The following is a 21,991-nucleotide window of genomic DNA, read 5'->3' as shown; positions in this document are numbered from 1 at the left end:
GCCTTGCCGATCAATCTCACGCCAGGAACTCGGAGATCAGGTTCGAGGTGCTTTCCACCAGGGCGATCACGCGGTCGTAGGGCATGCGCGTGGGTCCGATCACCCCGATCACTCCCTTCAGGCCGCCGCTGCGATACTCGGAGGTGACCAGGGTGAAGTCGGAGAGCGCCGGATCGCCGTGCTCCACCCCGATGGTCACCTTCAGCCCGCCCTCGCCGCGACCGGCCAGCGCGCTCTTGAGCAGGTCGGGCCGCTCGGTCAGCTCGATCAGCCCGCGCAGCCGCTGGCCGCTGGCGAACTCGGGCTGCTCGGCCAGCACCGAAGCGCGGCCGAGATGGACGTCCTGTCCGGGCGCGGCCGGGCCCACGAACAGCTCCTCGGCGCCCTGCATGAACACGTTCAGCAGCTCGGCGGCGCCCGGCTCCGACGGCGCCGAGTCGCGCAGGCGCTCGGCCAGCGTGGCGCGGATCTCCCGCAGCGGGAGCCCCGCCAGCCGCTCGTTGAGGATGCGCGCCACCGCGGCCAATGTCTGCGGCGGGATGGCGCCGGGGACGTCGACGTAGATGGTGCGCACCCCCGCGCCGCGCAGCGTGAGCACCAGCAGCACCTTGGCCTCGCCGAGGGTGACCAGGTCCAGCCGCTCGAGCGTGGCCTGGTCGAGCCGCGGGGCGATGGCCACGCCCAGCTCCTGCGTCAGCAGCCCCAGCACCTGCGCGGCGCGGCGGAGGAGGTGCTCCACGGCGGCCTCGCCGCGCAGCTCCAGCTCGCGGCGGATGGCGGTGCGCTCGCGCTCGCTGACGGGCGCGGGGCGCATCAGCGAGTCCACGTACAGGCGGTAGGCCAGGTCCGTGGGCACGCGGCCGGCGGAGGTGTGGGGGTGGTAGAGATACCCCTTCTCCTCCAGGTCGCTCATGGTGTTGCGCACCGTGGCCGGAGAGATGCCGAGCCGGAACCGGCGCGCCACGGTGCGGCTGCCGGCGGGCTCGGCGGTCTCCACGTAGGTGCGGATCACCGCCTCGAGGATCGCGTGCTCGCGCTCGGTGAGGGGCTCTTCGGGCATCTGGATGTCCGCGGGAGAATTGCGGGCACAAACCTGTAGAATTTGCCGTCCCCACCGGGACGCGTCAATGCCGGAAGCAGGCCTTCCCGTTGCCGCGACGGCACTTGTGCGCCCCGTCCTCGCTCCCCATCCGCCACCGCACGAGCAAGTTCCGGTGCCGCGCCGGTGCGCCGTTCCGGCCGGACCCGCCGCCGCGCAGGCGGATGGATGTCCGCGGCGGCTGTCATCCGTGCAGGAGGGCGAGACGGACGGGTCACGGCGCGGAGGAATGATCAGGCCCGGCCGCGGCGCTCTCGCCCTCTCCCTGCCGCTTCGCGGCTGTCCCTCCCCCAAAACCGACTGGGGGGAAGGACCTGGGCTCGCTTCGCTCGCGGCTGCTCAGCGCGTGACGAGACCTCGCTGCTCGGCGGCGGTCGCCATCTCCACCGCGAGGCGATCGAGCAGGAGCCAGCCCTCGGCGGTGAGCTTCAGGGCGTCTCCATCCACCCGCGCCCAGCCGTGGCGGACCCAGGTGTCGGCGAGCCGGAGTTCCGCTTCCCCCGCGTCCCGAAGCGGCCACCCGTGGTCCGTACGGAGATGGAGCCACGCGCGTTCCAGGCCGGCCGTCTCCTCGTCCACCATCTCCTGGCCGTCGAGGGGGAGGCGGTGCTCGTCGAGAAGCATGCGGCGGTAGTCGTCCCACCCGCGCACGTTCCAGCGGCGCTGCGGGGGATGGAAGGCGTGCGCGCCGGGGCCGAGCGCGGCGTACGGGGCGCCCGTCCAGTACACGAAGTTGTGGCGCGAGCGGCGGCCCGGGAGGCCGAAGTTCGATACCTCGTAGTGCTCGAACCCGGCCGCGGTCAGGCGCTCGTGGGCGAGGAGATACTCGTCGGCGTAGCGATCCTCGTCCGCCAGCGTTTCGCGGCCCTCCTTGACCCATCGGCCGAGCGGCGCGGCGGCCTCGGCGGTCAGGCCGTAGAGCGAGACGTGCTCGGGCTCCAGCGCCAGCGCGTGGAAGAGGTCGGCGCCCCAATCGCGCCCCAGCCGCTCGGGAAGGCCGAAGATCAGGTCGACGCTGACGTTCATGATCCCCGCCCCGCGCGCGGCCTCCATCGCGCGGCGCGGGCCGTCGACGCCGTGCATCCGTCCCATCCAGCGCAGCGCGGGCTCGTGGAAGGTCTGCGCGCCCAGGGAGATGCGGTTGACGCCCGCATCGCGCCACGCCGCGGCGGTTTCGGGGGTGAAGCTCTCCGGGTTCGCCTCGCACGTCCACTCGGCCGCGTCGCTCCAGACGGCGTACGGCTCCAGGCGGCGGCGCAGCCCGGCCATCGCGTCGGGCCGCAGCAGCGACGGGGTGCCCCCGCCGAGGTAGACGGTGTCGAGCGCGAGCGGCCGGTCCCAGCCGAACTCGGCGGCCTGGAGGCGCATCTCCTCGGCGACGGCGTCGAGCCAGAGATCCGTTGGCGCCTCGCGAGTGGCCTGTACGGCGAAGTCGCAGTACGAGCAGCGGCGCACGCAGAACGGCACGTGCACGTACAGCGAGCGGGGCCGGTCCGCCGGCCCCGCTCCCCGCTCATCCGCCGTGGGATGCGTCGTGGTCGCGTCGAGAATGCTCATCCGCGCGATGGTACACCGGAGGGGCGGCTGGGTGCGGTCAACGGATGCGTGGGTAGAGATTTGGACGATGCGACTGAAGTTGCGGCTACAACATCACGCAGTCCGCCTTCGCGGACTTCGCCGGAACAATCATCGGTACGGATGCTCGATCATCGTAGCAGGCACGGAACTCCGAACCTCGCACAAATGCCGCGAGGCGCGCCGTGATGAAGTCCGCGAAGGCGGACTGCGTGTAGTTGTAGCCGCGAGTTTACTCGCATTGTGGGAGATAGCGTCGCGCTCACCCCGGCCGGAACTCCCCGATCACCTCGATCTGCCCCACGAGGTTGCGGTTGAAGTCGTCCAGCTCGTCGGCGGGGATCCAGAGCTCGCGGTGGCCGCGCGCGCCGACGGTCTGCACCTCGTAGCGCGCGATCCAGTCCGTCCGCACGCGGAAGCGGGTGACGTAGCCGACGTTGCCGCTGGCCGCGTCCTTCGTGTTCCAGTCGCGGGCGATCTGGACGGCGTAGGCCTCGTCGAGCACGGGGTAGAAGATCGGCTGGTGCGGCAGGCGCGGCGGAAACGCGCGCCACCCGCTCTCCTCGATCAGCCTCAGCTCCGCCGCGCCGACGGGGCGATAGAGCACCGTCGTCCCGGGCGATTCGCTCATGCGCGGTGCACCGCCTCTCCGGCGACCATGGTCAGCACGCACGCCATCTCCCGCAGCTCGTCAGGCTCGCACGCGAGCGGATCGCGGTCCCAGGCGACGAGGTCGGCGTCGCAGCCGGGGAGGAGGCGGCCGCGGCGGTCCGATTCGCCCGCGGCGTGCGCCGGGCCCTCGGTGTACGCGCGCAGCGCCTGCTCCGGGGTGATTGCGTGCTCGGCGTACCATCCCCCCTCCGGTGCGCCGTCCCAACCGACGCGCTTGACGGCGGCGAAGAGGCCGAGGCGCGGATCGACGGTCTCCACGGGGGTGTCGGAGCCGAACGCGAGCGTCATCCCCGCGCGCGCGACGGCGGCGAAGGGGTAGGCGCCGCGCGAGCGCTCGTGGCCCCAATGGCGCTCGGCGGCGGGGATGTCGGTCATCAGGTGCACCGGCTGCATCGACGCGACGATCCCCGATCTCCCCGCCCGCGCCCACAGGTCCGGCGGGCAGAGCTGGAGATGCTCGATGCGGTGCGGCATCGCCTTCGGCGGGGGGACGGCGGAGAGGACCTCGAGCGCAAGCTCCACCGCCGCGTCGCCGATGGCGTGCACGGTGCTGGCGATCCCCGCCTCGGCCGCGCGGGCGACGTGGGCGCGGAACTCGTCGGGCGGCAGCGTGTTGATGCCGCATCCGTCGCCGCCGACGTACGGCTCGCGCAGCCAGGCGGTGCGCGAGCCGAGCGCGCCGTCCAGGAACATCTTCACCCCACCGATCCGCAGCCACTCGCCGCCGAATCCGCCGCGCAGCCCGGTCTCGATGGCCGCGGAGAGGCGCGGCAGGGGGATGGCCTGCAGGACGCGGAGCCGCAGCCGATCCTCTTCCGCCAGCGCGGACCAGTCTTCCAGCCCCGTCACCTCCACCGAGTGCACGCCGGTGAGCCCCAGGCGGTGCACCTCGCGCTGCGCATCGAGCAGCGCATCCCGGCGCTCGGCGGGGGATTCGAGCGGAAGGTGGCGCTCGGCGAGCGTCATCGCCTTCTCCAGCAGCACGCCGCTGGGCTCGCCGGCGTGGTCGCGAACGATCCTGCCACCGTCCGGGTCGGCGGTGTCGCCGGTGATGCCGCACGCCGCCAGCGCCGCGCTGTTCAGCCACGCGCCGTGGATGTCGTGGCTCTGGAAGTAGCACGGCCGCGCCGGACTGACCGCGTCGAGCTCCTCGCGCGTCGGAAGCCGGCCCCAGCGGTGCACGTCCCACCCGATGCCGCGCAGCCAGCCGCTGCCCGTGCGCGCCGCGCGGCCGATCATCTCCAGCGCGTCGCCGATCGTGCGCACGGCGTTCAGGTCGACGCGGCGGAGCGAGAGGCCGTAGGTGGTGAGGTGCACGTGCGCGTCCGTCAGCCCCGGCGTAACGACGGCGTCGCGCAGGTCTTCGACGCGCGCGCCGGCCGCGGCGAGCGCCCGCACCTCGCCGAACGTGCCGAGCGCGGCGATGCGGCCGCCGCGCACCAGCAGCGCCTCGACGAGCGCGTGGTCGCCGAGCACGTGGATGCGGCGGGCGCGGACGATCAGGTCCGGCGGAAGCGCGGGAGACGGCATGCGGTCCGGGTGTCGACGTCAGGGACGAGATCCGGGGATGATCCGCGAATCGGCGAATCATCTCCCGACCCACGGAATCGGAGCGGCGGAAGATCGGGACGAGGACGGCGGGATGCAACGGAGCGCCGCGCGCTCATCCCCCGATCCCTTCCTCCCGAGCCGCGGGAGACGAGTCAGGATCGATTCGGGCAAGAACGTCCCATCCCCAGTGTGTCGAGTTTCCGTCCAATGGCCCGAGATAACATATCGTCCCACACGCGGATCTTTCTTCCATCACACCCATAGGAGATGCGTTCAGGCCGGTCGGGAGCGGCTCCGTGGGCGGTTTGTGCGTGGCGGAGCGGCTCGCCGGGCAGTCTGCTGATACCGCTGGTGTAGCAATTGCACGTCGAAAAACATGCAAGCCGTTGTATCGCAAACATTTAAGTATCTGTCCGCAAGGCACGCCGCGAGAGGTCACGGGTTGCGAAGGTGCGGCGGGACAACGACATTGGCGCCTCTTTCGGACCGGTGAGGGAATGGACTACGAATACATCGACACGCCCGAACGGCTTCGCGACGTGGTCGAGCGCCTCCGCGGCGAGCCGCTGCTGGGCGCCGACACCGAGGCCGCCGGCTATCACCGGTATTTCGACCGCCTCAGCCTGGTCCAGATCTCCACCCGCGGCGACAACTTCCTGGTCGACCCGCAGACGGTGCCCGACCTGTCGCCGCTGCGCGAGCTGTTCGAGTCGGGGGCGGTGGAGAAGGTCTTCCACGACGCCGACTACGACGTTCGCATCCTCGACCGCGACGCACGGCTGTCCATCGCCAACCTCTTCGACACGCAGGTGGCCGCGGCCTTCCTGGGCGAGCGTTCGCTGGGGCTGGGCAACATCGTGGAGAAGTACCTGGGGCTGAAGCTGCCCAAGGAGCACCAGCGCGCCGACTGGGGCGAGCGCCCGCTGAGCGAGGGGATGAAGGAGTACGCGGCGACGGACACCGCGCATCTTCCCGCGCTGCGCGACCGGCTGCGCGAGGAGCTGGTGGCCAAGGGGCGGCTGCACTGGGCCGAGGAGGAGTTCCGCCGCCGCGAGCAGACGCGCTGGACCGAGAACGAGGACGGCACGCGCGAGGCGTGGATGAAGGTGAAGGGCGCGCGCGACCTGCAGCCGCGCGGCCTGGCCATCCTGCGCGAGCTGTACGGCTGGCGCGAGGGCGTGGCGCGCGACCTGGACCGCGCCACCTTCCGCGTGCTCGGCAACCAGGCGCTGCTGGAGATGAGCGCCACGCCGCCGAAGACCATGGCGGCGCTGAAGTCCATCAGCGGCGTGTCGGACGGCACGGTGCAGCGGCGCGGGCGCGACATCCTGGCCGCGGTGTCGCGCGGGCTGGAGGTGCCCGACGACGAGCTGCCGCGCTGGCCGCGCTCGCCGCGCTGGGAGCGCGACTTCGAGCTGGAGGCGCGCGTGGAGTCGCTCAAGGACGCGCGCAACCGCCGCGCCGACGCGCTGGGGCTGGACCCTGGCTTCGTGATGTCGCGCGCGCAGCTGGAGGAAGTGGCCAGGGCCCGCCCGCGCACCGCCGACGAGCTGACGGCGGTGTCGGGAGTGCGGCGCTGGCAGGTTGAGGCGATCGGGGAGGCGCTGCTGAAGGCGTTGAGATGAAGAACAGATAGTCCTAAGTCCTGGGTCCCAAGTCCTAAGTGTTGAGTGCCACGCAGATCGAGGGACGGCTAAACTTAGGACTTAGGACTTAGGACTTAGGACTCTAACCAGGCTTACGACGATGACCGACATGCTGGATACCGCCGCGCGCGCGGTGATCGACGCCGACGGGCGCACCTGGACGGCGGTGCCGGTGGCGAGCAAGGTGGCGCACCTCAAGGACGGCGCGGTGCTCGCCTTCCGCCCGGCCGCCGACCCCGACGCGGAGCCGATCCGCACCAACGTGGAGTTCAACTCGTTCCGCGCCGCCGAGTTCGCCATCCGCACCATGAGCGACAAGGAGATCCGCCGCCGCCTCGAGTGGGCGAAGACCGACGCGGGCATCCACTGATCCAAAAATCGGAAAAGACTGGATCTCACGCAGAGGTCGCAGAGGGCGCAGAGGAGTTCGGTTCATTCCTCTGCGTCCTCTGCGCCCTCTGCGACCTCTGCGTGAGCCCTTCTGTTTTTCAGCGCAGGGCCTCCGACGCGCGGCGGCGGATGGATGCGCTGGGATGATCGCGGGCGATGCGGCGGAGTTGCTCGTCGCGTTCGCGGCCACGGATCTCCGCCAGCGCGTCGACTGCGGCCCGCCGCACGCGCGCGTCTGGATCGGCGAACGCGAAGCGGCCCAGCGCCTGCGCCGCCGCGGCCGCCGGCGAGTTGCGGCCGATCATCCCCATCAGGCGAATCCGCTCGGGCACGTCGCCCAGCGCGTAGGCGTAGCCCTGCGGGTCGCTCGCCAGCACCGTGCGCTCGCCCGAGCCGGAGACGTATCCCACCGTGCCGCCCCGCGCATCCGCCGCGCCCGTTCGATACCCGATGGTGGTGGCCCCCGCGCTAGTGGACACCTGGACGTCGGTGCCGGGAAGCGTCACCGTGCAGCTCTGCCCCGCGCAGGCCACGTCCGCGCCGCCGACGCTCACCGTGCTGGCATTGCCGCTCCCGGCCGTGTTCACCACCGCGCCGCCGGCGTTCACCGTAACGTCGCGGCTCCCTCGTCCCCTGCCGGCCACCGCCACGTCGCCGCCGCGCACGAGGCGAACGTCGCCGTTGACCGTGCGCACGTGCACGCGGTGGCGGCCGGAGCCCAGCGTGGCGCGGCCGCGCACGTAGCGGCGCGGCGTGCCCTCGCGCGCGCTCCACTCGCGCGTCTCGCTGATGGCCAGCGGCACGTCGCTGGTGATGCGGGTGGCGGCGTGGTTCTGCGTGTACGCCGTCTCCAGGTCCACGCTGCCGCTGAACCCGTCGGGGAGCACGAGGGTGACGCCGCCGCGGCCGGAGGTCACCTCCACGTCGCCGCCCTGGCCGTCCACGCGCACCAGCACGTCGCCCGCGCCGGTGCTGACCTTGGCGCCGCCGGCCACCGACTCCAGCCGCACGTCGCCGCCGCCGGTGGTGGCGGAGATGTCGCCCTGCGCGCGGCGCACGGTGATGTCGCCGCCGCCGGTGTACAGGCGCGCGCCCGGCTGCACCGTCGCCGCGACGATGGGGCCGCCGTCCTTCGCCACGTTCCCCGTCAGCACGCGGTCGATGGAGATCGCGCGCGACGCCGCCTCGTTCGCCGCCTCCACCTCGCCGCGCACGCGCTCTCCCCACGCGCCCAGGTCGGCCGCCGAGCCGCGCACCGTGGCGTTCGCCCCGGAGATGTCGAGGTTGCCGCGGTTCTCGTCCAGCAGCACGCCGCCGCCGCGCATCTCCAGCCGCCCGCTGAGCCGCGTGTGGCTGATGTAGGCGCCGCCGCCGCCCGCGTCCATGCGCACCGTGCCGCCCGCGTCGATGAACGCCACCCCGCCGCCGCGCGTGTTGCCGGTGAAGTTCCCTTCCACCCCGCGGATCTCCACCCCGCCGCCGTCCGCGTCGGTGGCCACGTCGAACCTCCGCGGCACCTGGATCTCCAGGTCGGGCCCGTTCCCGCCGTGTCCCGAGGCGCGGGCGACGGCCACGCGCACGCCGCCGTCCATGCGGTCCGCCGACGCATCGAACGTGCGGGAAGAAGATTCCAGGCGCACGACCACTTCAGCGCGATCCCATCCCACCACCCGCGCGGACACGCCCGCGGGGAGCCGGAGCGACAGCCGCTCGCCCGGACGCGCGTCGATGGTGCAGCTGAGCGAGCTCCCGCGCGACAGCACGCACCCGTCAGAGGGATGCCGCGCCGCCTCGCGCGCCCGCGCCATCGCCGCCTCGGGCGAGGCCGGGGCCGGGGCCGAGCGCGGCTTCGGGTCCTGCACGGCCGACGCGGGGCGCGCGGCGGACAGCGGCAGCACCAGCGCCAGCGCGGCGGCCGCGGCGCCCAGGCCGGCGCGGCGGGTCAGCGCGTGGCGGCTGCGGAGATGGTCGAGCACGGCCAGGAGGCGCCCCTCGAGCTGCGACGGGCGCGCCATGCTGACGGCGGCGGCCGCGGCCAGCGGCGGCGCCCGGAACCCGCGCGCCACCTCGAGCAGGTGCGACGCATACTCCTTGGCCCGCGTGCCGGCGGCGAGCACGCGGTCGTCGCACGCCAGCTCGCGCTCCACGCGCAGGCGGCGCGCGGCGTACCACGCGCCCGGGTGGAACCAGTAGAGCGCGCACGCCAGCGCGGCCAGCGTCTGCGTCAGGCAGTCGTGCCGGGCCACGTGGGCCAGCTCATGGAGAAGCACCACTCGCCGCCGGTCTTCCGGCCACTCCACCGCCTCTTCGGGAAGGAGGATGGTGGGCCGGCGCGTCCCCCACGTCATCGGCATGGTGGCGCCGGCGCCGCGCAGCAGCGTCACCGGGCGGTCGACGTCCATCATCCAGCGGAGGTCGCGCAGCAGCGCCGTCCACGCCTCGCCGGTCACGGGCGAGGCCGCGCGCGCCAGCCGCCGCACGCTCCACCGCCCCGCCAGCAGCCGCCCGAGCAGCGCGATCACGCCCAGCAGGTAGACGACGGGGATCGCCATCTCCCCATCGAAGGGGATCGCGTTGGCTGGAGGCGTGACCTCCACGGTCGGCGCGACGCTCGCGGGAATCGGCGGGAGCTCCGGCAGCGTCCCGGCCGATGCGGGCGGCAGCGCGCTCACCGGCGGGAGCGGCGGAAGCTCCTCCGTGAGCGGCGCCGCCGGGGGCTGCAGCCGCACGAACGCCAGCCGCCATCCGGGCAGGGTGATGGAGAAGAGCGGGAGCGCCAGCACCCCGCATACGGCCAGCGTCCACACCAGGTGCCGCGCCGCCGCGGGCGCCCGGCGCCACGCCAGCACCCCCGCGGCGACCGCCGCCGCGGCGAGCAGGAGCGTGGCCTTGACCACCACGGCCAGCGGGAAGGCGAGATCGGGAAGCAGGGCGCTCATTGCTCGTCTCCGGGTTCGCGGGCCTGGTCCAGGAGGGTGCGGAGGCGGCGGTACTCGGCGTCGTCCAGCGGCTCGTCGCCGAGGTCCAGCAGCGCGGCCACCGCGTTCTCGCGCGAGTCGTTGAAGAAGGTGCGCAGCAGGTGCGCGAGCGCCGAGCGGCGCGCCTCGTCGCGCGCGGTGGTGGGAAGGTAGACGTAGCGCGGGCCATCCTGCTCGTGGCGCAGGTAGCCCTTGTCCTCCAGCAGGCGCAGCATGCCGCGCACGGCGGAGTACGAGGGCGGATCGGGGAGGTCGGCCAGCACCTCGGCCGCGGTGGCGCGGCCCAGCCGGTACACCGCGTCCATGATCTGCCGCTCCCGCCGCCCCAGGTTCATCGATCCCGTCGGGGACATCCACCCTCCTGGTGAGATGCTAATCGGTTGGCACTGTGTTAATACATTAGCACCTTGGGCGGAGATGTCAACGGTCTTGTGGAGACGATGAGAAACTCGCGCGAAAGTGTCGGCGGACGCCGGGGGAAGGTGCTCAGGCCGGCTCGCCGCGGATCTCGGCGACCAGCTCGGCTGCGACGCGGCGCAGGTCGTCCAGCTCGTCTCCGCCCCAGTAGCTGCCGTCGAGGAGGTGGCAGTAGCAGGACAGGACCGGGGCGTCCACGGCCTCGTCGTCGATGGCGTACGGGCGGCCGACGGTGTCGAGTGGAAAGTCCATCTTGCCGGCGCACCCCTTCACGTAGGGCCGCAGCTCGGGGAACTCCTGGAGCAGCCGCGTCCCGTTGTCCGCCCCGACGATCGACCAGAGGAACACGGGCGCGGCCTCGGACAGCATGGCGAGAACGTCGCGCGCGGACGGTCGGAGCTCGCGCCTGCCCTGTCGATACGGCCCCGCGAGCGTGCCGTCGACGTCGACGAGGATGGCCACGGGAAGGTGTCGCGGACTCTCCTGCCTGCGAACTCGCGCCATCGCCGCCGTCCCGGTTTCCGGTGACGCACCCGCCGTCGTGCTCGCGACCACGGCTGGAGCGTAACCCTGCCCGGACACGACGGCAACGCGCATGGCCGCGGCGGCCGTCCTCGCAGCCTGCGCAGCAGGCTTCCCAACGTTCCAGCCGCGGGTTCACCCGCCCGTAGAAGTATCCGGCCGTCGGATACCTGCTCGTCGATGCGCGGAGAGGCGAAGCTACGCCGCCACCTTGAACTGCTCGCCGGTGGAGCCCTCGATGGCCTCGACCACGGTGCGGGCCAGGCGGTACTGCTCCTTGATGGGCGCCCAGTTCTCGCGGATGTAGCCCTTCAGGTTGCGGGGGCCGCCGCTCACCCGGATCTCCATCTCCTCCTCGCAGCGCGCGCCCACCTCGCGGATGAACTCGAGCATGGCCTCGTGCTCCTGGCGCATGCGGTGCACCTTGATCATCTCGCTGCGGCTGGGACGGGTGGCGTCCTTGCTGTAGCCCAGGTTGGCCAGCGCGCGGCCGATGGCGCTGGACTCGCAGTTCTCCAGGTGGCTGGTACGGTTCACCGGGTTCTTCCCCTCGACCTCGCGCGCCCAGCCGCTGGTGTACACGCCCTCGCGCACCTCGTCGGGGGTGCGGAAGACGCGCGCCTCGAACACCACCTCGGGCCCGTCGTCGCGCACCAGGCGCGTCTGGATGCATCCGTGGGGGAAATCGCGGTAGAACTCGCCGATGCGCTCCTGCACCGGCGCGTAGGCATCGAGGTCGAAGCTCATCGTCCTGCTCCTGCGTTGTGCTCCCTGCCGCCGCGGCGGATTGCTCCCAAGCAATTACGGTTTATCTTCGGTTTTGTTCCGGCATTTGTCAAGCCCGTCGCACGTGATGACGAAGCTCACACCCGCACGCTGTCGTTCCGAGGGCGCGGCACGGTAACTTCTTTCCACGCCGAGGCTTGGCGCTTGAGGAATCTTTGGCCAGTGTCGGCGCGAATGCCTGGCTGTCGCTCGAAGGCCGGCGATAGATCCTTCGGCCTGCAACCATTGGCGAAGACGCCGGTTACGGTCTGGACGGCCTCAGGATGACGTCGGGCGGGTGTTCGAGTGAGTCCTCGATCACAAGATAAAGTGAGGCGGGCGCCCCTGCTGGAGCGCCCGCCTCGGTCATCGCATCAGCCGCGATCAGTACGGCTCGTAGCCGTGGCCGCCGCTGGAGCCGATGCCGTAGCCGTCGAAGTAGCGGCCGGGCTCCACCCCGCCCGAGCGGCTGTCGCGGAACGCCTGCCCGCCGTAGCCGCCGCGGTTGTAGTCGCCCCAGTCGTTGTATCCGCCGCCGCCGTACTCGTGGCCCAGCCAGGTGTCGCGCATGCCGCCGAAGGAGCCCTGCTGCATTCCCATGCGGCCGCGGCCGGTGCGCACGCCGCGCGTCAGGCCGCCGCGGGTCCACCCGCCCGTGGCGTAGTCGCGGCCGTAGTCGCCGCGCGTCCAGCCGGAGCCGTGCATCCCGCGGTCGTAGCCGCGGTCGTAGTCCATCCCGTAGTAGCCGCCGGCGCGCTCCACCACGTCGCGGGTGGCGTGCTGATTGTTCCAGTTGTTCATGCGGTAGCCGCCGCCGCCCAGCCCGTGCCAGTCGGTCTCGCGGTCCCAGTCGCGGCCGCGCGACAGGCCGCGGTCCCAGTCGCGGTGCAGGCCGCGCGCGGAGCCGCCGTCCCAGCCGTAATCGCGGTCGTAGTCGCGCCCGCCGCCGAACCATCCGCGGACCGTGTCGCCCGCGCGATCGATCCAGCTGCGGCCCTGGTCATAGTCGCGTCCGTAACCTCGCATCGATCCCTCCTTGAATCCGGTTTCGAGCGTCCACCCCTCCACATCGCCCCCCCACGGAGCGGACGGGTGAGGGTTGCAAGTCGCGGGCCGAATCTACGTCTAAATCGTTGAGGATGTGCAACTTGCATCGACTCTTAATCCTCGTGTCCGCGTCCTAGGACGGGCGGGTAAACCCGCGGCTGGAAAATTGGAAAGCCCGCAAACTGCGCGGGCTTCAACCGCAAAAACGGTGTGGAAACGCCCGAACGTCGCGGCCGCAGCCTGCGCGGGCAGGCTTCCCAATGTTTGAGACGCGGGTTTAACCGCCCGTCTCCCCCACGGGAGCGCTTCCCAAGTGAGCGCGGCTCAGTGATTTGCGTGCGTTGACGGGCTTCCGGGGCGCGGGTATGCTTCGGATCGGGCACGCGCCCGCATCCTCCCGATCACCCGCCGACGATGCCGCTGACCGCCGCCCAGCACGCCGCGCTCGAGGCGCTCTGCCGCCGCATCGTCCCGCTCCCGGAAGCGGACGGGCGCGCGGCGGCGCTCGCGCGCGACGTCGAGGCGCGGCTGGACGGCATCGATCCCGAGCAGGCGGCGCTGATCGCGCGGCTCCTCACCGTCCTCGATCACCCCGTCACCGCCGCGCTCACGGGCGGCATCCCCGTGCGCTTCAGCCGGATGGCGCCGGCGCGGCAGGACGCGTGGCTGCGCGGGTGGGAGCTGAGCCGCATCCCCGCGCGCCGCAGCGTGTTCCAGGCGCTGCGACGGCTCGTGCTCTCCACCTGGTACGCGCGCCCGGAGTCGTACGCCGAGATCGGCTACCTCGGCCCTCTCCAGCCCCGCGTGCCCGCGTTTCCGTGGGAGGGGCCCGCGCCGGGCGCATCCTCCGACGACGAGCCCATCGCGCGCGGGCGGACGGACGACGCGAAAGCGATCCCCATCCCCCTGCCCCGCATCGACTTCGACGACGAGGCGTGGATGCGGCAGGTGACGGAGGGCGCGCGGCTCGGCGGCGACACCCGTGTCCGCGCAGACGTCTGCGTGGTGGGCACCGGCGCGGGCGGCGCGGTGGCGGCGGCGCGGCTGGCCGAGGCGGGGTTCGAGGTGGTGATGCTGGAGGAGGGCGGCTGGCATCGCCCGCGCGACTTCACCGAGCGCGAGGCGGAGATGACGGAGGCGCTGTACGCGGAAAAGGGCACGCGCGCCACCGACGACGTCTCCGTGCCGATGCTGCAGGGGCGCGCGGTGGGCGGCGGCACGCTCGTCAACTGGATGATCATGCTGCGCACCCGCGGCCACGTGCTGGAGGAGTGGGCCGCGGAGCACGGCACGGTGGGGATGGGCCCGGCGGAGCTGGCGCCCGTCTTCGCGCGGATCGAGGCGGAGACGCACACGCGGGCGATGCCGGACGATGCCCACAACCCGCCCAACCGCGCGCTGCTGGACGGCGCCCGCGCGCTGGGATGGAGCGCGTCGCCCGCGCGCGTGAACGCGAAGGGGTGCGTCCGCTCCGGCTTCTGCGGGCTGGGATGCCGCTACGACGCCAAGCAGGGCACCGCGGCCGTCCACGTCCCCGTGGCGCTGGCGGCCGGCGCGCGGCTCCTCACCGACATCCGCGCCGACCGGGTGGAGATGGCCGGGCACGGAGGCCGCGCGCCGCTCAAGCGCGTCCACGGCACCGTGCTCGAGCGGGGGACGGGGAGGCCGCGCGGCCGCGTCACCGTCGAGGCGCCGCTCGTCGTCCTCGCGGCAGGAGCCATCGGCACGCCGGCCATCCTGCAGCGCTCGGGGATGGGCGGCGGCGGGGTGGGGCGGTATCTCCGTCTCCATCCCACCACCCTCGTCACCGGCTTCTACGACCGGGAGATGTACGGCGCCGCGGGCGTTCCCCTCTCCGCCGTCTGCGACGAGTTCGTGGGCGAGGGGGATGGATACGGCTTCTGGATCGAGTGCCCGCCGATGTACCCGGCGCTCTCCGCCGCGGTGCTCCCCGGCTACGGCGAGCGCCACCGCGCGGCGATGCGCCAGGCGGGGCGGATGGCGCCGTTCATCGTGCTCGTCCGCGACGGCGCGGACCGGCGCGCGTCGCAGGGCGGGGTGACGGTGGACCGGCGCGGGCGCGTCCGCATCCGCTACCTCCCCGGCCCCGCCGAGCGCGAGCGGCTGAAGCGGGGGATGGCCGCAGCCGCGCGCATCCACTTCGCCGCCGGCGCGCGCGAGGCGACGACGCTGCACGCGCGGGAGACGCGGCTGCGCTCGCCGGCGGATCTCGGCGTGCTCGACCGGCGGCCGTACGGGCCCAACCAGGTGGGCGTTCTCTCCGCGCACGTGAACGGCACCTGCCGCATCGGCACGGACCCCGCGACGAGCGGCTGCACGCCCGACGGCGAGCGCCACGGCGTCCCCGGGCTCTACGTCTGCGATGGCTCGATCCTCCCCACCGCGCCCGGCGTGAACCCGCAGGAGACGATCATGGCGCTCGCGACGGTCATCGCGGAGCGCATCGCCGCGCGCCACGCACCCGCGCGCGCCGGCAGCGCCGGGGCGATGCAGCCCGCGTCCGCCGCCCACGCGCCGTAGGATGCCGCACGCTCTCGCACTTTCGCACTCTCGCACCCTCCGGCCATGGCCACCATCGCATCCGAAACCGCAGCCGCCCCCCGCGCCGCGCCCTCCGCCGACGACGCGGTCCACGACGCCGTGGCCCGGGCGCGGGCGGCGCAGCCCGCCTGGGCCGCGCTCACCGTGCGCGAGCGCGCGCGGCGGATGAAGGCGCTGCGCGGCACGCTCATCCGCCGCATGGACGACGTGATCGCCGTCATCCGCGAGGAGACGGGAAAGCCCGCCGTCGAGGCGATGGGTCACGAGGTGCTGATCGTGGCCGGGCTCATCAAGGCGTACGAGAAGCGCGCCCCGCGGGTGCTGCGCCGGAAGCGCGTCGGCACCGGCATCCTGCTCAACAAGGGCGGGACCAAGCTGTACGAGCCGTACGGCGTGGTGGGCGTCATCTCCCCGTGGAACTTCCCCTTCTCCATGCCCGGGATCCCCACCGTGGCCGCGCTCTTCGCGGGCAACGCGGTGGTGATCAAGCCGTCGGAGGTCACCCCGCGCACCGGCGCGATGCTGGCCGAGCTCGCACGCGAGGCCATGCCCGAGCACCCGGACCTCGTGCAGGTCGTGCAGGGCGCGGGCGATGTCGGCGCGTCGCTGGTGCGATCGGGGGTGGAGAAGATCGCCTTCATCGGCTCGCCGGCCACCGGGCGGAAGATCCTGGCCGGCGCGGCGGAGACGCTCACCCCCGTGGTGATGGAGCTCGGCGCCAACGACGTCACCATCGTCTGCGAGGACGCGGACCTGGAGCGCGCGGCCGCGGGCGTGGTGTGGGGCGCCATCTCCAACGCCGGCCAGGTCTGCATGTCGGTCGAGCGCGCCCTCGTCCCCGAGTGCATCTACGACCGCTTCGCCGGCGCGGTGGAGGCGGAGATGCGGCGCCTGCGCGTGGGCGGCACCGGCGAGTACGACGTGGGCCGGCTCATCTTCCCCCCGCAGCGCGAGATCATCCAGCACACGGTGGACGACGCGGTGGCCCAGGGCGCGCGGGTGGTGATGGGCGGGGAGGCGGTGAGCGACGAGGGTCCGGTCTACGCGCCCACGCTGATCGTCGACGCCACGCCGGCGATGGCGCTGAACACGCGCGAGACCTTCGGCCCCGTGCTGCCGCTGGTGCGGGTGAAGGACGAGGACGAGGCGGTGCGCATCGCCAACGCCGGCCCGTTCGGGCTGAATGCCAGCGTGTGGACGCGGAGCCGCGCGAAGGGGCGCCGCATCGCCCGGCGGCTGCAGGCGGGGATGGTGATGGTGAACGACGTGCTGATCAACTTCGGCATTCCCGAGCTGCCCTACGGCGGAGTCAAGCAGAGCGGCTTCGGGCGGATGATGGGCGACGAGGGGCTGCTGGAGTTCAGCCAGGTGAAGGCGGTGGCCGACACGCGCATCGCCTTCCCCCGCGAGTTGTTCTGGTTCCCCTACGGCGCGAAGAAGCTCGCCCTGCTCAAGCGCATCGCGAGGACGGTGTACGGCACGCGGCGCTAGACGTTGCGTTCCCCGATCGATTTGGCGAGACTGGGAGGTCCCGATCCGAAAGGTGTGCGATGAATGCGAGTGGAGTGAAGGCCGAGGCCCGCAAGATCGTCGAAGGCCTCCGCGACGACGCCACGTGGGATGATCTCATGTACGAGATCTATGTCCGGCAGAGCGTGGAGCAGGGAATGGCGGATGCGGACGCGGGTCGAGTGATCTCCGTCGAGGACCTGCGCGAGAGCTTCGGGCTCCCGCGGTGAAGGTCGTCTGGTCGGAGAAAGCGGCGGCTCAGCTACGCGCGATCCACGCCTACGTCGCGCAGAGTTCGGAGCGGTACGCAACCCGCCTTGTCGATCGGATCACCAACCGGACCAAGCAGATCGCGCAGTTTCCCCGCTCGGGGCGCATGGTCCCGGAATTCGAGGACGAGTTGATCCGCGAGTTGCTGGAGGCGCCGTACCGCATCATCTACGAAATTCGCCCAGACCAGATCGTGATCGCCGCCGTGGTGCACTCCAGCTCAGAAACTGGATGGCGATGAGGCCTCGATCGCACCGATTCGAGAACTGATGGAGATCACCTCGATCGACACCTTCCTTCCGTACTGGGAAGGGTTCCGCGGGCGGACGCGGCGGGTGGTGATGTGCATCCCGCCGGAGCGGCTGGAGTGGACGCACCGCGAAGGCGCGTTCACCTTCGGCGACCTGGTGCGCCACCTGGCCGCCATCGAGCGCTGGATGTTCGCCGAGAACGTGAGCGGCCTCCCCAGCCGCTACCCCGGCCACGGCCGCGACCTGGCCGACGGCTGGAACGCGACGATCGCGTACCTCGACGCCATGCACGCCGAAGCGGTGGAGATCTTCCGCGCGCTCACGCCCGAGGCCCTGCGCGGCCCCGCCGTCACCCCCGCGGGCGCCAGCATGCCCGCGTGGAAGTGGCTGCGCGCCATGGTCGAGCACGAGGCGCATCACCGCGGCCAGATCTACCTGATGCTGGGGATGATCGGCGTCCCCACCCCTCCCCTCTACGGCCTCACCAGCGAGGAGGTGCGCGACCGCAGCCTCCCGGCGGAGCAGCCGGCGTAGCGCGGAGACGTCCCCCGCGAAACGGAAGCAGCCCCTCGCCCGGCGTTCGGGGCGAGGGGCTGCCTGCGTCGGGCGATGCGCCGTCCTACCCGAGGCGCGGATTGGGGAACGGAGGAAACGGAGAACCGCTCATCCGTCCTCCGTTTCCTCCGTTCCCTCCGTGTGAGACTCTTTTATGAATCGGCCGTCGCGTGCACAGTCATCCGCAGGAATCCGGTATCAGCGCTCCGGCTGGCGGTACGCGGACCAGAGGAAGAGCGAGATGGCGATCGCCAGCCAGAGCCAGAGCGCCAGCATCCACCCCGCGGCGCTGGGCCCGTAGGCGTAGAAGACCCCGCTGCGGTGCACCTGGCGCGGCACCTCGCCCGTGATCACGGTCGTCACGCCGAGCGGGCCGGCCAGCGCCGTGTTCACCAGCCCCAGCAGCGCGCCCATCCCCGTGGCGGCCTGCATGGCGTTCAGGAACAGGTAGCCGACCAGCGCGCCGCCCAGCCACCGCCACGCGTGGGCCACGCGCAGGGTCAGCGCCGAGCCCAGCAGGTACGTCACCGTCACCCCCGCGAACGGGGTGAGCCAGCGCCACGCGGGCATCGACTCCACGCGTCCGCCGGTGAAGGCCGCCAGCAGCATCAGCCAGCCGAAGTACGCGCCGACCGCGGCCAGCAGCCACACCAGCCCGGAGAGCGCCTTGGCCACCGCGTGCGTCCCCTGCTGCACCGGCATGGCATGGTGATAGCCGCGCTGCGCCGGGCCCTCGCCCTTCCACACGGCCATCGGCACCAGCAGCGCCAGCATCGCCACGGGCATCCCCGCGGCGGGCTCCACCTCCATCCCCAGGCTGAACGGGCGCGTGGCCTGCAGCCAGGCGGCCCACACGCTCACCAGCCCCGCCACGCCGGCCACGGTCAGCGCCTCGCGGCGCAGCGACAGCCCCACGCTCAGGAACTGCTCGCGCAACACGTCCACGCGGTTCGGCAGCGGGTGAAGAACGGCTTCGGACATCCTCTCCTCCCAGGTGCGGGCCAACGTCGATACCGCCCTCTACGCGCGCGGGCGTCCCCGCGTTTCGACCCTCTCCATCCCCCCGCTCACCGCTCCGGCTGGCGGTACGCGGACCAGAGGAAGAGCAGGAGGGCCAGGGTGAGCCAGAGCCACACCGACATCACCCAGACCGACGCCACCGGCCGGTGCGACAGGTACTCGTACGCCCGCCCCTCCAGCGACGTGTGGATCCACACGGGCGAGCGCCCCGTCAGCAGCGTCATCACCCCGTAGCGGCCGCGGAGCACCTCGTTCGCCGCGCGGTAGAGCCACAGCTCGCCGTCCGGCCCGGCAAGCATCTTCAGGAACACGTATCCGGCCGCGCCGCCGCCCAGCCACCGCCACGGATGCGCGGCCCGCAGCGTCAGCGCCGAGCCCAGCAGGTACATCACCACCACGCCGGCCACGGGCGCGGCGAAGCGCCAGTCCGCTCCCCACATGCCGTCGAACCGGCTCCCGCTCGCCAGCGCCACGGCCACCAGCCACGCGAACCAGGCCCCCGTCGCGGCCAGCGTCCACACCAGCCCGGCCACCCCGCGGGCGACGGCGTGCGGGCCCCGCTCCACCGGCATGGCGTGGTGATAGCCGCGCCCGCCCGGGCCCTCGCCCTTCCACACCGCCATGGGGACGAGGAGCGCCACCAGCGCCACGGGAACGCCCAGCTCCGGCGTCATGTTCATCCCGCCGTAGCCCTCGCGGAGCTCGTCCCAGAGGATGACCACGCTCAGCAGCCCCAGCGCGCCCGCGGCCACCGCGCCCTCGCGGCGCAGGGAGAGGCCCACGGCGCGGAGCTGCTCGCGCGCCACGTCCACGCGGCGGGGGATGGGGTGGAGGACGGCTTCGGGCATGCTTTCCTCGCGATCGAAGTACGACGACGGCGCCGCTCAGCGCTCCGGCTGGCGGTACGCCGCCCAGACGAACAGCGCGAGGGCGAGGCCGAGCCAGAGCCACACCGACGTGAGCCACACCCCGCCGTCCGCCACGCGCACCGTGTAGGTGAACTCGTGCCCGCCCCAGGTCGACACGCCGCGGAACTGCATCGGAGTGCGCCCCTCGAGCACCGTGAACAGGCCGTAGCGCCCGCGCAGCACCCCGTCCACCATCCGGAACGGCGCGAAGTCGCGGTCCGGCTCCGACATCAGCTTCAGGAACAGGTAGCCGACGGCGCCGCCGCCCAGCCACCGCCACGGGTGCGCGGCACGCAGCGCCAGCGCCGTCCCCACCAGGTACAGCACCACCGCGCCCGCGACCGGCGCCGCCCAGCGATACGCCGCGTCGGGGCGCACCCACCCGCCGACGGCCAGCGTGACGCCCCCCAGCCAGGCGTAGTACGCGCCCATCGCCGCCAGCATCCACACCAGCCCGGCCAGCCCGCGGGTCACGGCGTGGACGCCCCGGTCCACCGGCATGGAATGGTGATACCCGCGCCGGCCGGGCCCTTCGCCCTTCCACACGGCCAGCGGCATCAGCAGCGCCACCACCGCCGCGGGGATGCCGATCCCCGGCTCGACGACGAACTCGCTGACCGAGCGGGCCTGGTCCCACACCACCGCCACGCTCAGCAGCGCCATCACGCCGGCGGCCGCGGCGCCTTCGCGGCGCAGCGAGAGGCCGACGGCGCGAAGCTGCTCGCGCGCCATCTCCGCGCGGCGAGGAAGGGGGTGAAGGACGGCCTCGCCCATCGCGATCCTCCCGGAATCCGTTGCGGCCACTGCGATCTCCATCTCCCTACTCCTTGCGGCTCAGCAGGGCGACGGCGGCGTCCTCCAGCGTCAGCGGCGCGGCGTCGCGGACGGTGGCGCCGCTCGCGGCGAGCTGGCGCGCCACCTCGTGCTCGTCGCCCCACACGCTCCACTGGATCTCGCGGCCCACGCCGCCGCGCTTGACCACGGTGCCCTCCAGCGCCGGCGCGCCCGTCCACCCCGCGGGGATGTCGGCGCGGTAGCGGCGCAGCATGCGGTGCAGCACCTCGCGCGGGAGTTGCGCGGTCAGCCGCCCGTCGCGCATCACGCCGAGGTGGTCGGCCAGGCGGTCGACCTCGTGCACCAGGTGGGTGGAGATGAGCACCGTGCACCCCGTCTCGGCCACGTGCTCGGCCAGCATCCCCAGCGTCTCGTCGCGCATCACCGGGTCCAGCCCGTCGGTCGGCTCGTCCAGCAGCAGCAGCGGGGGACGGTGCGCCAGCGCCATCAGCAGGTGCACGCGCCGCGCGAGGCCCTTCGACAGCTTCGCCATCCGCTTCTGCAGGGGGATCTCGAAGGCGTTGGCCAGCCTGGTCGCGTACTCCCAGTCCCAGGTGGGGAAGTACGCCGCGTGGTGCTCCAGCAGCCGGCCGGCGCTCATGTAGCCGTATCCCCAGTCGCCCCGCTCGGGCACGTAACCCACCTGCGCGCGCACCAGCGGCCCCTGCGCGCACGGGCTCAGCCCCAGCACGTCCACCTCGCCCGAGTCGGCGGAAAGGAGGCCCAGGAGGAGGCGCAGCGTGGTCGTCTTCCCCGCCCCGTTGGGGCCCACCAGCACGTAGACGGCGCCCTCGGGCACCTGCAGGTCCACGCCCAGCAGCGAAAAGTCGCGCCCGAAGCGCTTGCTCAGCGCGCGGGTCGACACGGCGAAGGCGCCGCCCTCCAGGCGCACGGGCAGGGGTGCGGGACGCATCACGCGGGCACTCCGGGTTCGGCGGGTTCGGGGGATGGAGATGGGGATTGCGATGAGGACGCCGCGCGGATGGCGTCCGCCAGCTCGGCGGGGGAGACACCGTGGCGGCGCGCGTCGCGGAGGGCGCGCTCGGCCACCTGCCGCACCAGCGCGGCCCGGTCTCCCGGCGCGGGCGTCCGCTCGGCGATGACGGGGCCGCGCCCCCAGCGCATGGTCACCAGCCCCTCGCCCTCCAGCGCGCGGTAGGCTTCGGCCACGGTGGCGGGGTTCACGCGCAGCTCGGCGGCCAGGATGCGCACCGGCGGCAGGGTGTCGCCCGGTACAAGCGTCCCCAGGACCACGGCGCGGCGCACCTCGTCCACGATCTGTGCGTGGATGGGGCGCGGGTCCGCGGTGTCGATGGACAGCTGCATGGGCGCTCCGGGACGGACGTTTCTCGCCTCTTCCCCACGAAACCACCCGCCGCCGCGCGGGTCAAGGTACACTTCGTCCAGTGCCGGCCGGGTT

The 21,991-nt window shown here is 72.6% G+C and carries 21 protein-coding genes; 7 read left to right on the top strand and 14 right to left on the bottom strand.

All coding sequences use genetic code 11. The annotated features are described in order from the left end of the window. Nucleotides 1-16 precede the first annotated feature (16 nt). From hrcA to VF092_31265, 4 genes are all read right to left on the bottom strand, one after another. Nucleotides 17-1,060: a heat-inducible transcriptional repressor HrcA gene (gene hrcA, locus VF092_31280; GenBank protein HEX6751819.1), complete on the bottom strand. Its 1,044-nt coding sequence runs from the start codon at nt 1,058-1,060 to the stop codon at nt 17-19. A 378-nt stretch (nt 1,061-1,438) separates the two neighbouring features. Further along, nucleotides 1,439-2,656, bottom strand: a complete 1,218-nt coding sequence (hemW, locus tag VF092_31275; GenBank protein ID HEX6751818.1) for a radical SAM family heme chaperone HemW — start codon at nt 2,654-2,656, stop codon at nt 1,439-1,441. Between the two features lie 280 nt (nt 2,657-2,936). After that, nucleotides 2,937-3,305, bottom strand: coding sequence for a hypothetical protein (locus VF092_31270; protein HEX6751817.1), 369 nt, complete (start codon nt 3,303-3,305; stop codon nt 2,937-2,939). Further along, nucleotides 3,302-4,876: an amidohydrolase gene (locus tag VF092_31265; protein ID HEX6751816.1), complete on the bottom strand. Its 1,575-nt coding sequence runs from the start codon at nt 4,874-4,876 to the stop codon at nt 3,302-3,304. The genes VF092_31270 and VF092_31265 overlap by 4 nt, the downstream gene beginning before the upstream one ends. 518 nt (nt 4,877-5,394) lie before the next feature. Between VF092_31265 and VF092_31260 the strand changes: the two genes are divergently transcribed. After that, nucleotides 5,395-6,522, top strand: a complete 1,128-nt coding sequence (locus VF092_31260; protein HEX6751815.1) for a ribonuclease D — start codon at nt 5,395-5,397, stop codon at nt 6,520-6,522. Nucleotides 6,523-6,643: 121 nt separating this feature from the next. Beyond that, nucleotides 6,644-6,913 carry a hypothetical protein gene (locus VF092_31255; GenBank protein ID HEX6751814.1) on the top strand — a complete coding sequence of 90 codons (270 nt, stop codon included), beginning with the start codon at nt 6,644-6,646 and terminating at the stop codon, nt 6,911-6,913. Nucleotides 6,914-7,031: 118 nt separating this feature from the next. Here VF092_31255 and VF092_31250 read toward each other — a convergent pair whose 3' ends face one another. From VF092_31250 to VF092_31230, 5 genes are all read right to left on the bottom strand, one after another. Next, the gene (locus VF092_31250) at nt 7,032-9,872 is read right to left on the bottom strand and encodes a M56 family metallopeptidase (protein HEX6751813.1); all 2,841 of its coding nucleotides are present in this window, start codon (nt 9,870-9,872) and stop codon (nt 7,032-7,034) included. Then, complete coding sequence (locus VF092_31245; GenBank protein ID HEX6751812.1) at nt 9,869-10,264, bottom strand: BlaI/MecI/CopY family transcriptional regulator; 396 nt, start codon at nt 10,262-10,264, stop codon at nt 9,869-9,871. The genes VF092_31250 and VF092_31245 overlap by 4 nt, the downstream gene beginning before the upstream one ends. Nucleotides 10,265-10,397: 133 nt before the next feature. Then, the gene (locus VF092_31240) at nt 10,398-10,832 is read right to left on the bottom strand and encodes a hypothetical protein (GenBank protein ID HEX6751811.1); all 435 of its coding nucleotides are present in this window, start codon (nt 10,830-10,832) and stop codon (nt 10,398-10,400) included. Nucleotides 10,833-11,048: 216 nt separating this feature from the next. Next, nucleotides 11,049-11,597, bottom strand: coding sequence for a hypothetical protein (locus VF092_31235; protein HEX6751810.1), 549 nt, complete (start codon nt 11,595-11,597; stop codon nt 11,049-11,051). A 402-nt stretch (nt 11,598-11,999) separates the two neighbouring features. Continuing rightward, nucleotides 12,000-12,641 (bottom strand): hypothetical protein, encoded by a 642-nt coding sequence (locus tag VF092_31230; protein HEX6751809.1) that lies wholly within the window; start codon nt 12,639-12,641, stop codon nt 12,000-12,002. A 435-nt stretch (nt 12,642-13,076) separates the two neighbouring features. On the opposite strand from VF092_31230, the gene VF092_31225 reads away from it, so the two are divergent. From VF092_31225 to VF092_31205, 5 genes are read left to right on the top strand one after another with little or no spacing between them, the layout of a single operon-like run. Beyond that, nucleotides 13,077-15,203, top strand: coding sequence for a GMC family oxidoreductase (locus VF092_31225; GenBank protein HEX6751808.1), 2,127 nt, complete (start codon nt 13,077-13,079; stop codon nt 15,201-15,203). A 45-nt stretch (nt 15,204-15,248) separates the two neighbouring features. Continuing rightward, entirely contained in the window at nt 15,249-16,715 is a 1,467-nt protein-coding gene (locus VF092_31220; GenBank protein HEX6751807.1) for an aldehyde dehydrogenase family protein, read from the top strand. A gap of 59 nt (nt 16,716-16,774) precedes the next feature. Beyond that, nucleotides 16,775-16,963: a hypothetical protein gene (locus tag VF092_31215; protein ID HEX6751806.1), complete on the top strand. Its 189-nt coding sequence runs from the start codon at nt 16,775-16,777 to the stop codon at nt 16,961-16,963. Beyond that, on the top strand, nt 16,960-17,244 hold the full coding sequence (locus VF092_31210) for a type II toxin-antitoxin system RelE/ParE family toxin (GenBank protein HEX6751805.1): 285 nt from the start codon (nt 16,960-16,962) through the stop codon (nt 17,242-17,244). The genes VF092_31215 and VF092_31210 overlap by 4 nt, the downstream gene beginning before the upstream one ends. Before the next feature lie 28 nt (nt 17,245-17,272). Beyond that, nucleotides 17,273-17,788, top strand: a complete 516-nt coding sequence (locus VF092_31205) for a DinB family protein (GenBank protein HEX6751804.1) — start codon at nt 17,273-17,275, stop codon at nt 17,786-17,788. 219 nt (nt 17,789-18,007) lie between these two features. Here the strand turns inward: VF092_31205 and VF092_31200 are convergent, their stop codons facing one another. The 5 genes from VF092_31200 to VF092_31180 form a co-directional block, all read right to left on the bottom strand. Continuing rightward, entirely contained in the window at nt 18,008-18,790 is a 783-nt protein-coding gene (locus VF092_31200) for a hypothetical protein (GenBank protein HEX6751803.1), read from the bottom strand. 86 nt (nt 18,791-18,876) lie between these two features. Continuing rightward, nucleotides 18,877-19,677 (bottom strand): hypothetical protein, encoded by an 801-nt coding sequence (locus VF092_31195; GenBank protein HEX6751802.1) that lies wholly within the window; start codon nt 19,675-19,677, stop codon nt 18,877-18,879. 36 nt (nt 19,678-19,713) lie between these two features. After that, on the bottom strand, nt 19,714-20,553 hold the full coding sequence (locus VF092_31190; GenBank protein ID HEX6751801.1) for a hypothetical protein: 840 nt from the start codon (nt 20,551-20,553) through the stop codon (nt 19,714-19,716). A 4-nt stretch (nt 20,554-20,557) separates the two neighbouring features. Continuing rightward, on the bottom strand, nt 20,558-21,484 hold the full coding sequence (locus tag VF092_31185) for an ABC transporter ATP-binding protein (GenBank protein ID HEX6751800.1): 927 nt from the start codon (nt 21,482-21,484) through the stop codon (nt 20,558-20,560). Then, nucleotides 21,484-21,897: a GntR family transcriptional regulator gene (locus tag VF092_31180; GenBank protein HEX6751799.1), complete on the bottom strand. Its 414-nt coding sequence runs from the start codon at nt 21,895-21,897 to the stop codon at nt 21,484-21,486. Before VF092_31180 ends, VF092_31185 begins: the two co-directional genes overlap by 1 nt. Nucleotides 21,898-21,991: the final 94 nt, after the last annotated feature.

It is taken from the genome of Longimicrobium sp. (genome assembly GCA_036377595.1).
In the GTDB taxonomy this organism is placed as follows: Bacteria; Gemmatimonadota; Gemmatimonadetes; order Longimicrobiales; family Longimicrobiaceae; genus Longimicrobium.
This window is presented reverse-complemented; position numbering and strand designations above follow the sequence as displayed.

What these genes read in the sequence shown, in the direction of transcription:
- VF092_31185 (HEX6751800.1), bottom strand. Translation starts at nt 21,484, where the DNA reads ATGCGTCCCGCACCCCTGCCCGTGCGCCTGGAGGGCGGCGCCTTCGCC.
- VF092_31230 (HEX6751809.1), bottom strand. Translation starts at nt 12,641, where the DNA reads ATGCGAGGTTACGGACGCGACTATGACCAGGGCCGCAGCTGGATCGAT.
- VF092_31205 (HEX6751804.1), top strand. Translation starts at nt 17,273, where the DNA reads ATGGAGATCACCTCGATCGACACCTTCCTTCCGTACTGGGAAGGGTTC.
- VF092_31240 (HEX6751811.1), bottom strand. Translation starts at nt 10,832, where the DNA reads ATGGCGCGAGTTCGCAGGCAGGAGAGTCCGCGACACCTTCCCGTGGCC.
- VF092_31180 (HEX6751799.1), bottom strand. Translation starts at nt 21,897, where the DNA reads ATGCAGCTGTCCATCGACACCGCGGACCCGCGCCCCATCCACGCACAG.
- hemW (HEX6751818.1), bottom strand. Translation starts at nt 2,656, where the DNA reads ATGAGCATTCTCGACGCGACCACGACGCATCCCACGGCGGATGAGCGG.
- VF092_31265 (HEX6751816.1), bottom strand. Translation starts at nt 4,876, where the DNA reads ATGCCGTCTCCCGCGCTTCCGCCGGACCTGATCGTCCGCGCCCGCCGC.
- VF092_31250 (HEX6751813.1), bottom strand. Translation starts at nt 9,872, where the DNA reads ATGAGCGCCCTGCTTCCCGATCTCGCCTTCCCGCTGGCCGTGGTGGTC.
- VF092_31190 (HEX6751801.1), bottom strand. Translation starts at nt 20,553, where the DNA reads ATGGAGATCGCAGTGGCCGCAACGGATTCCGGGAGGATCGCGATGGGC.
- VF092_31255 (HEX6751814.1), top strand. Translation starts at nt 6,644, where the DNA reads ATGACCGACATGCTGGATACCGCCGCGCGCGCGGTGATCGACGCCGAC.
- VF092_31270 (HEX6751817.1), bottom strand. Translation starts at nt 3,305, where the DNA reads ATGAGCGAATCGCCCGGGACGACGGTGCTCTATCGCCCCGTCGGCGCG.
- VF092_31220 (HEX6751807.1), top strand. Translation starts at nt 15,249, where the DNA reads ATGGCCACCATCGCATCCGAAACCGCAGCCGCCCCCCGCGCCGCGCCC.
- VF092_31215 (HEX6751806.1), top strand. Translation starts at nt 16,775, where the DNA reads ATGAATGCGAGTGGAGTGAAGGCCGAGGCCCGCAAGATCGTCGAAGGC.
- VF092_31195 (HEX6751802.1), bottom strand. Translation starts at nt 19,677, where the DNA reads ATGCCCGAAGCCGTCCTCCACCCCATCCCCCGCCGCGTGGACGTGGCG.
- VF092_31260 (HEX6751815.1), top strand. Translation starts at nt 5,395, where the DNA reads ATGGACTACGAATACATCGACACGCCCGAACGGCTTCGCGACGTGGTC.
- hrcA (HEX6751819.1), bottom strand. Translation starts at nt 1,060, where the DNA reads ATGCCCGAAGAGCCCCTCACCGAGCGCGAGCACGCGATCCTCGAGGCG.
- VF092_31235 (HEX6751810.1), bottom strand. Translation starts at nt 11,597, where the DNA reads ATGAGCTTCGACCTCGATGCCTACGCGCCGGTGCAGGAGCGCATCGGC.
- VF092_31225 (HEX6751808.1), top strand. Translation starts at nt 13,077, where the DNA reads ATGCCGCTGACCGCCGCCCAGCACGCCGCGCTCGAGGCGCTCTGCCGC.
- VF092_31245 (HEX6751812.1), bottom strand. Translation starts at nt 10,264, where the DNA reads ATGTCCCCGACGGGATCGATGAACCTGGGGCGGCGGGAGCGGCAGATC.
- VF092_31200 (HEX6751803.1), bottom strand. Translation starts at nt 18,790, where the DNA reads ATGTCCGAAGCCGTTCTTCACCCGCTGCCGAACCGCGTGGACGTGTTG.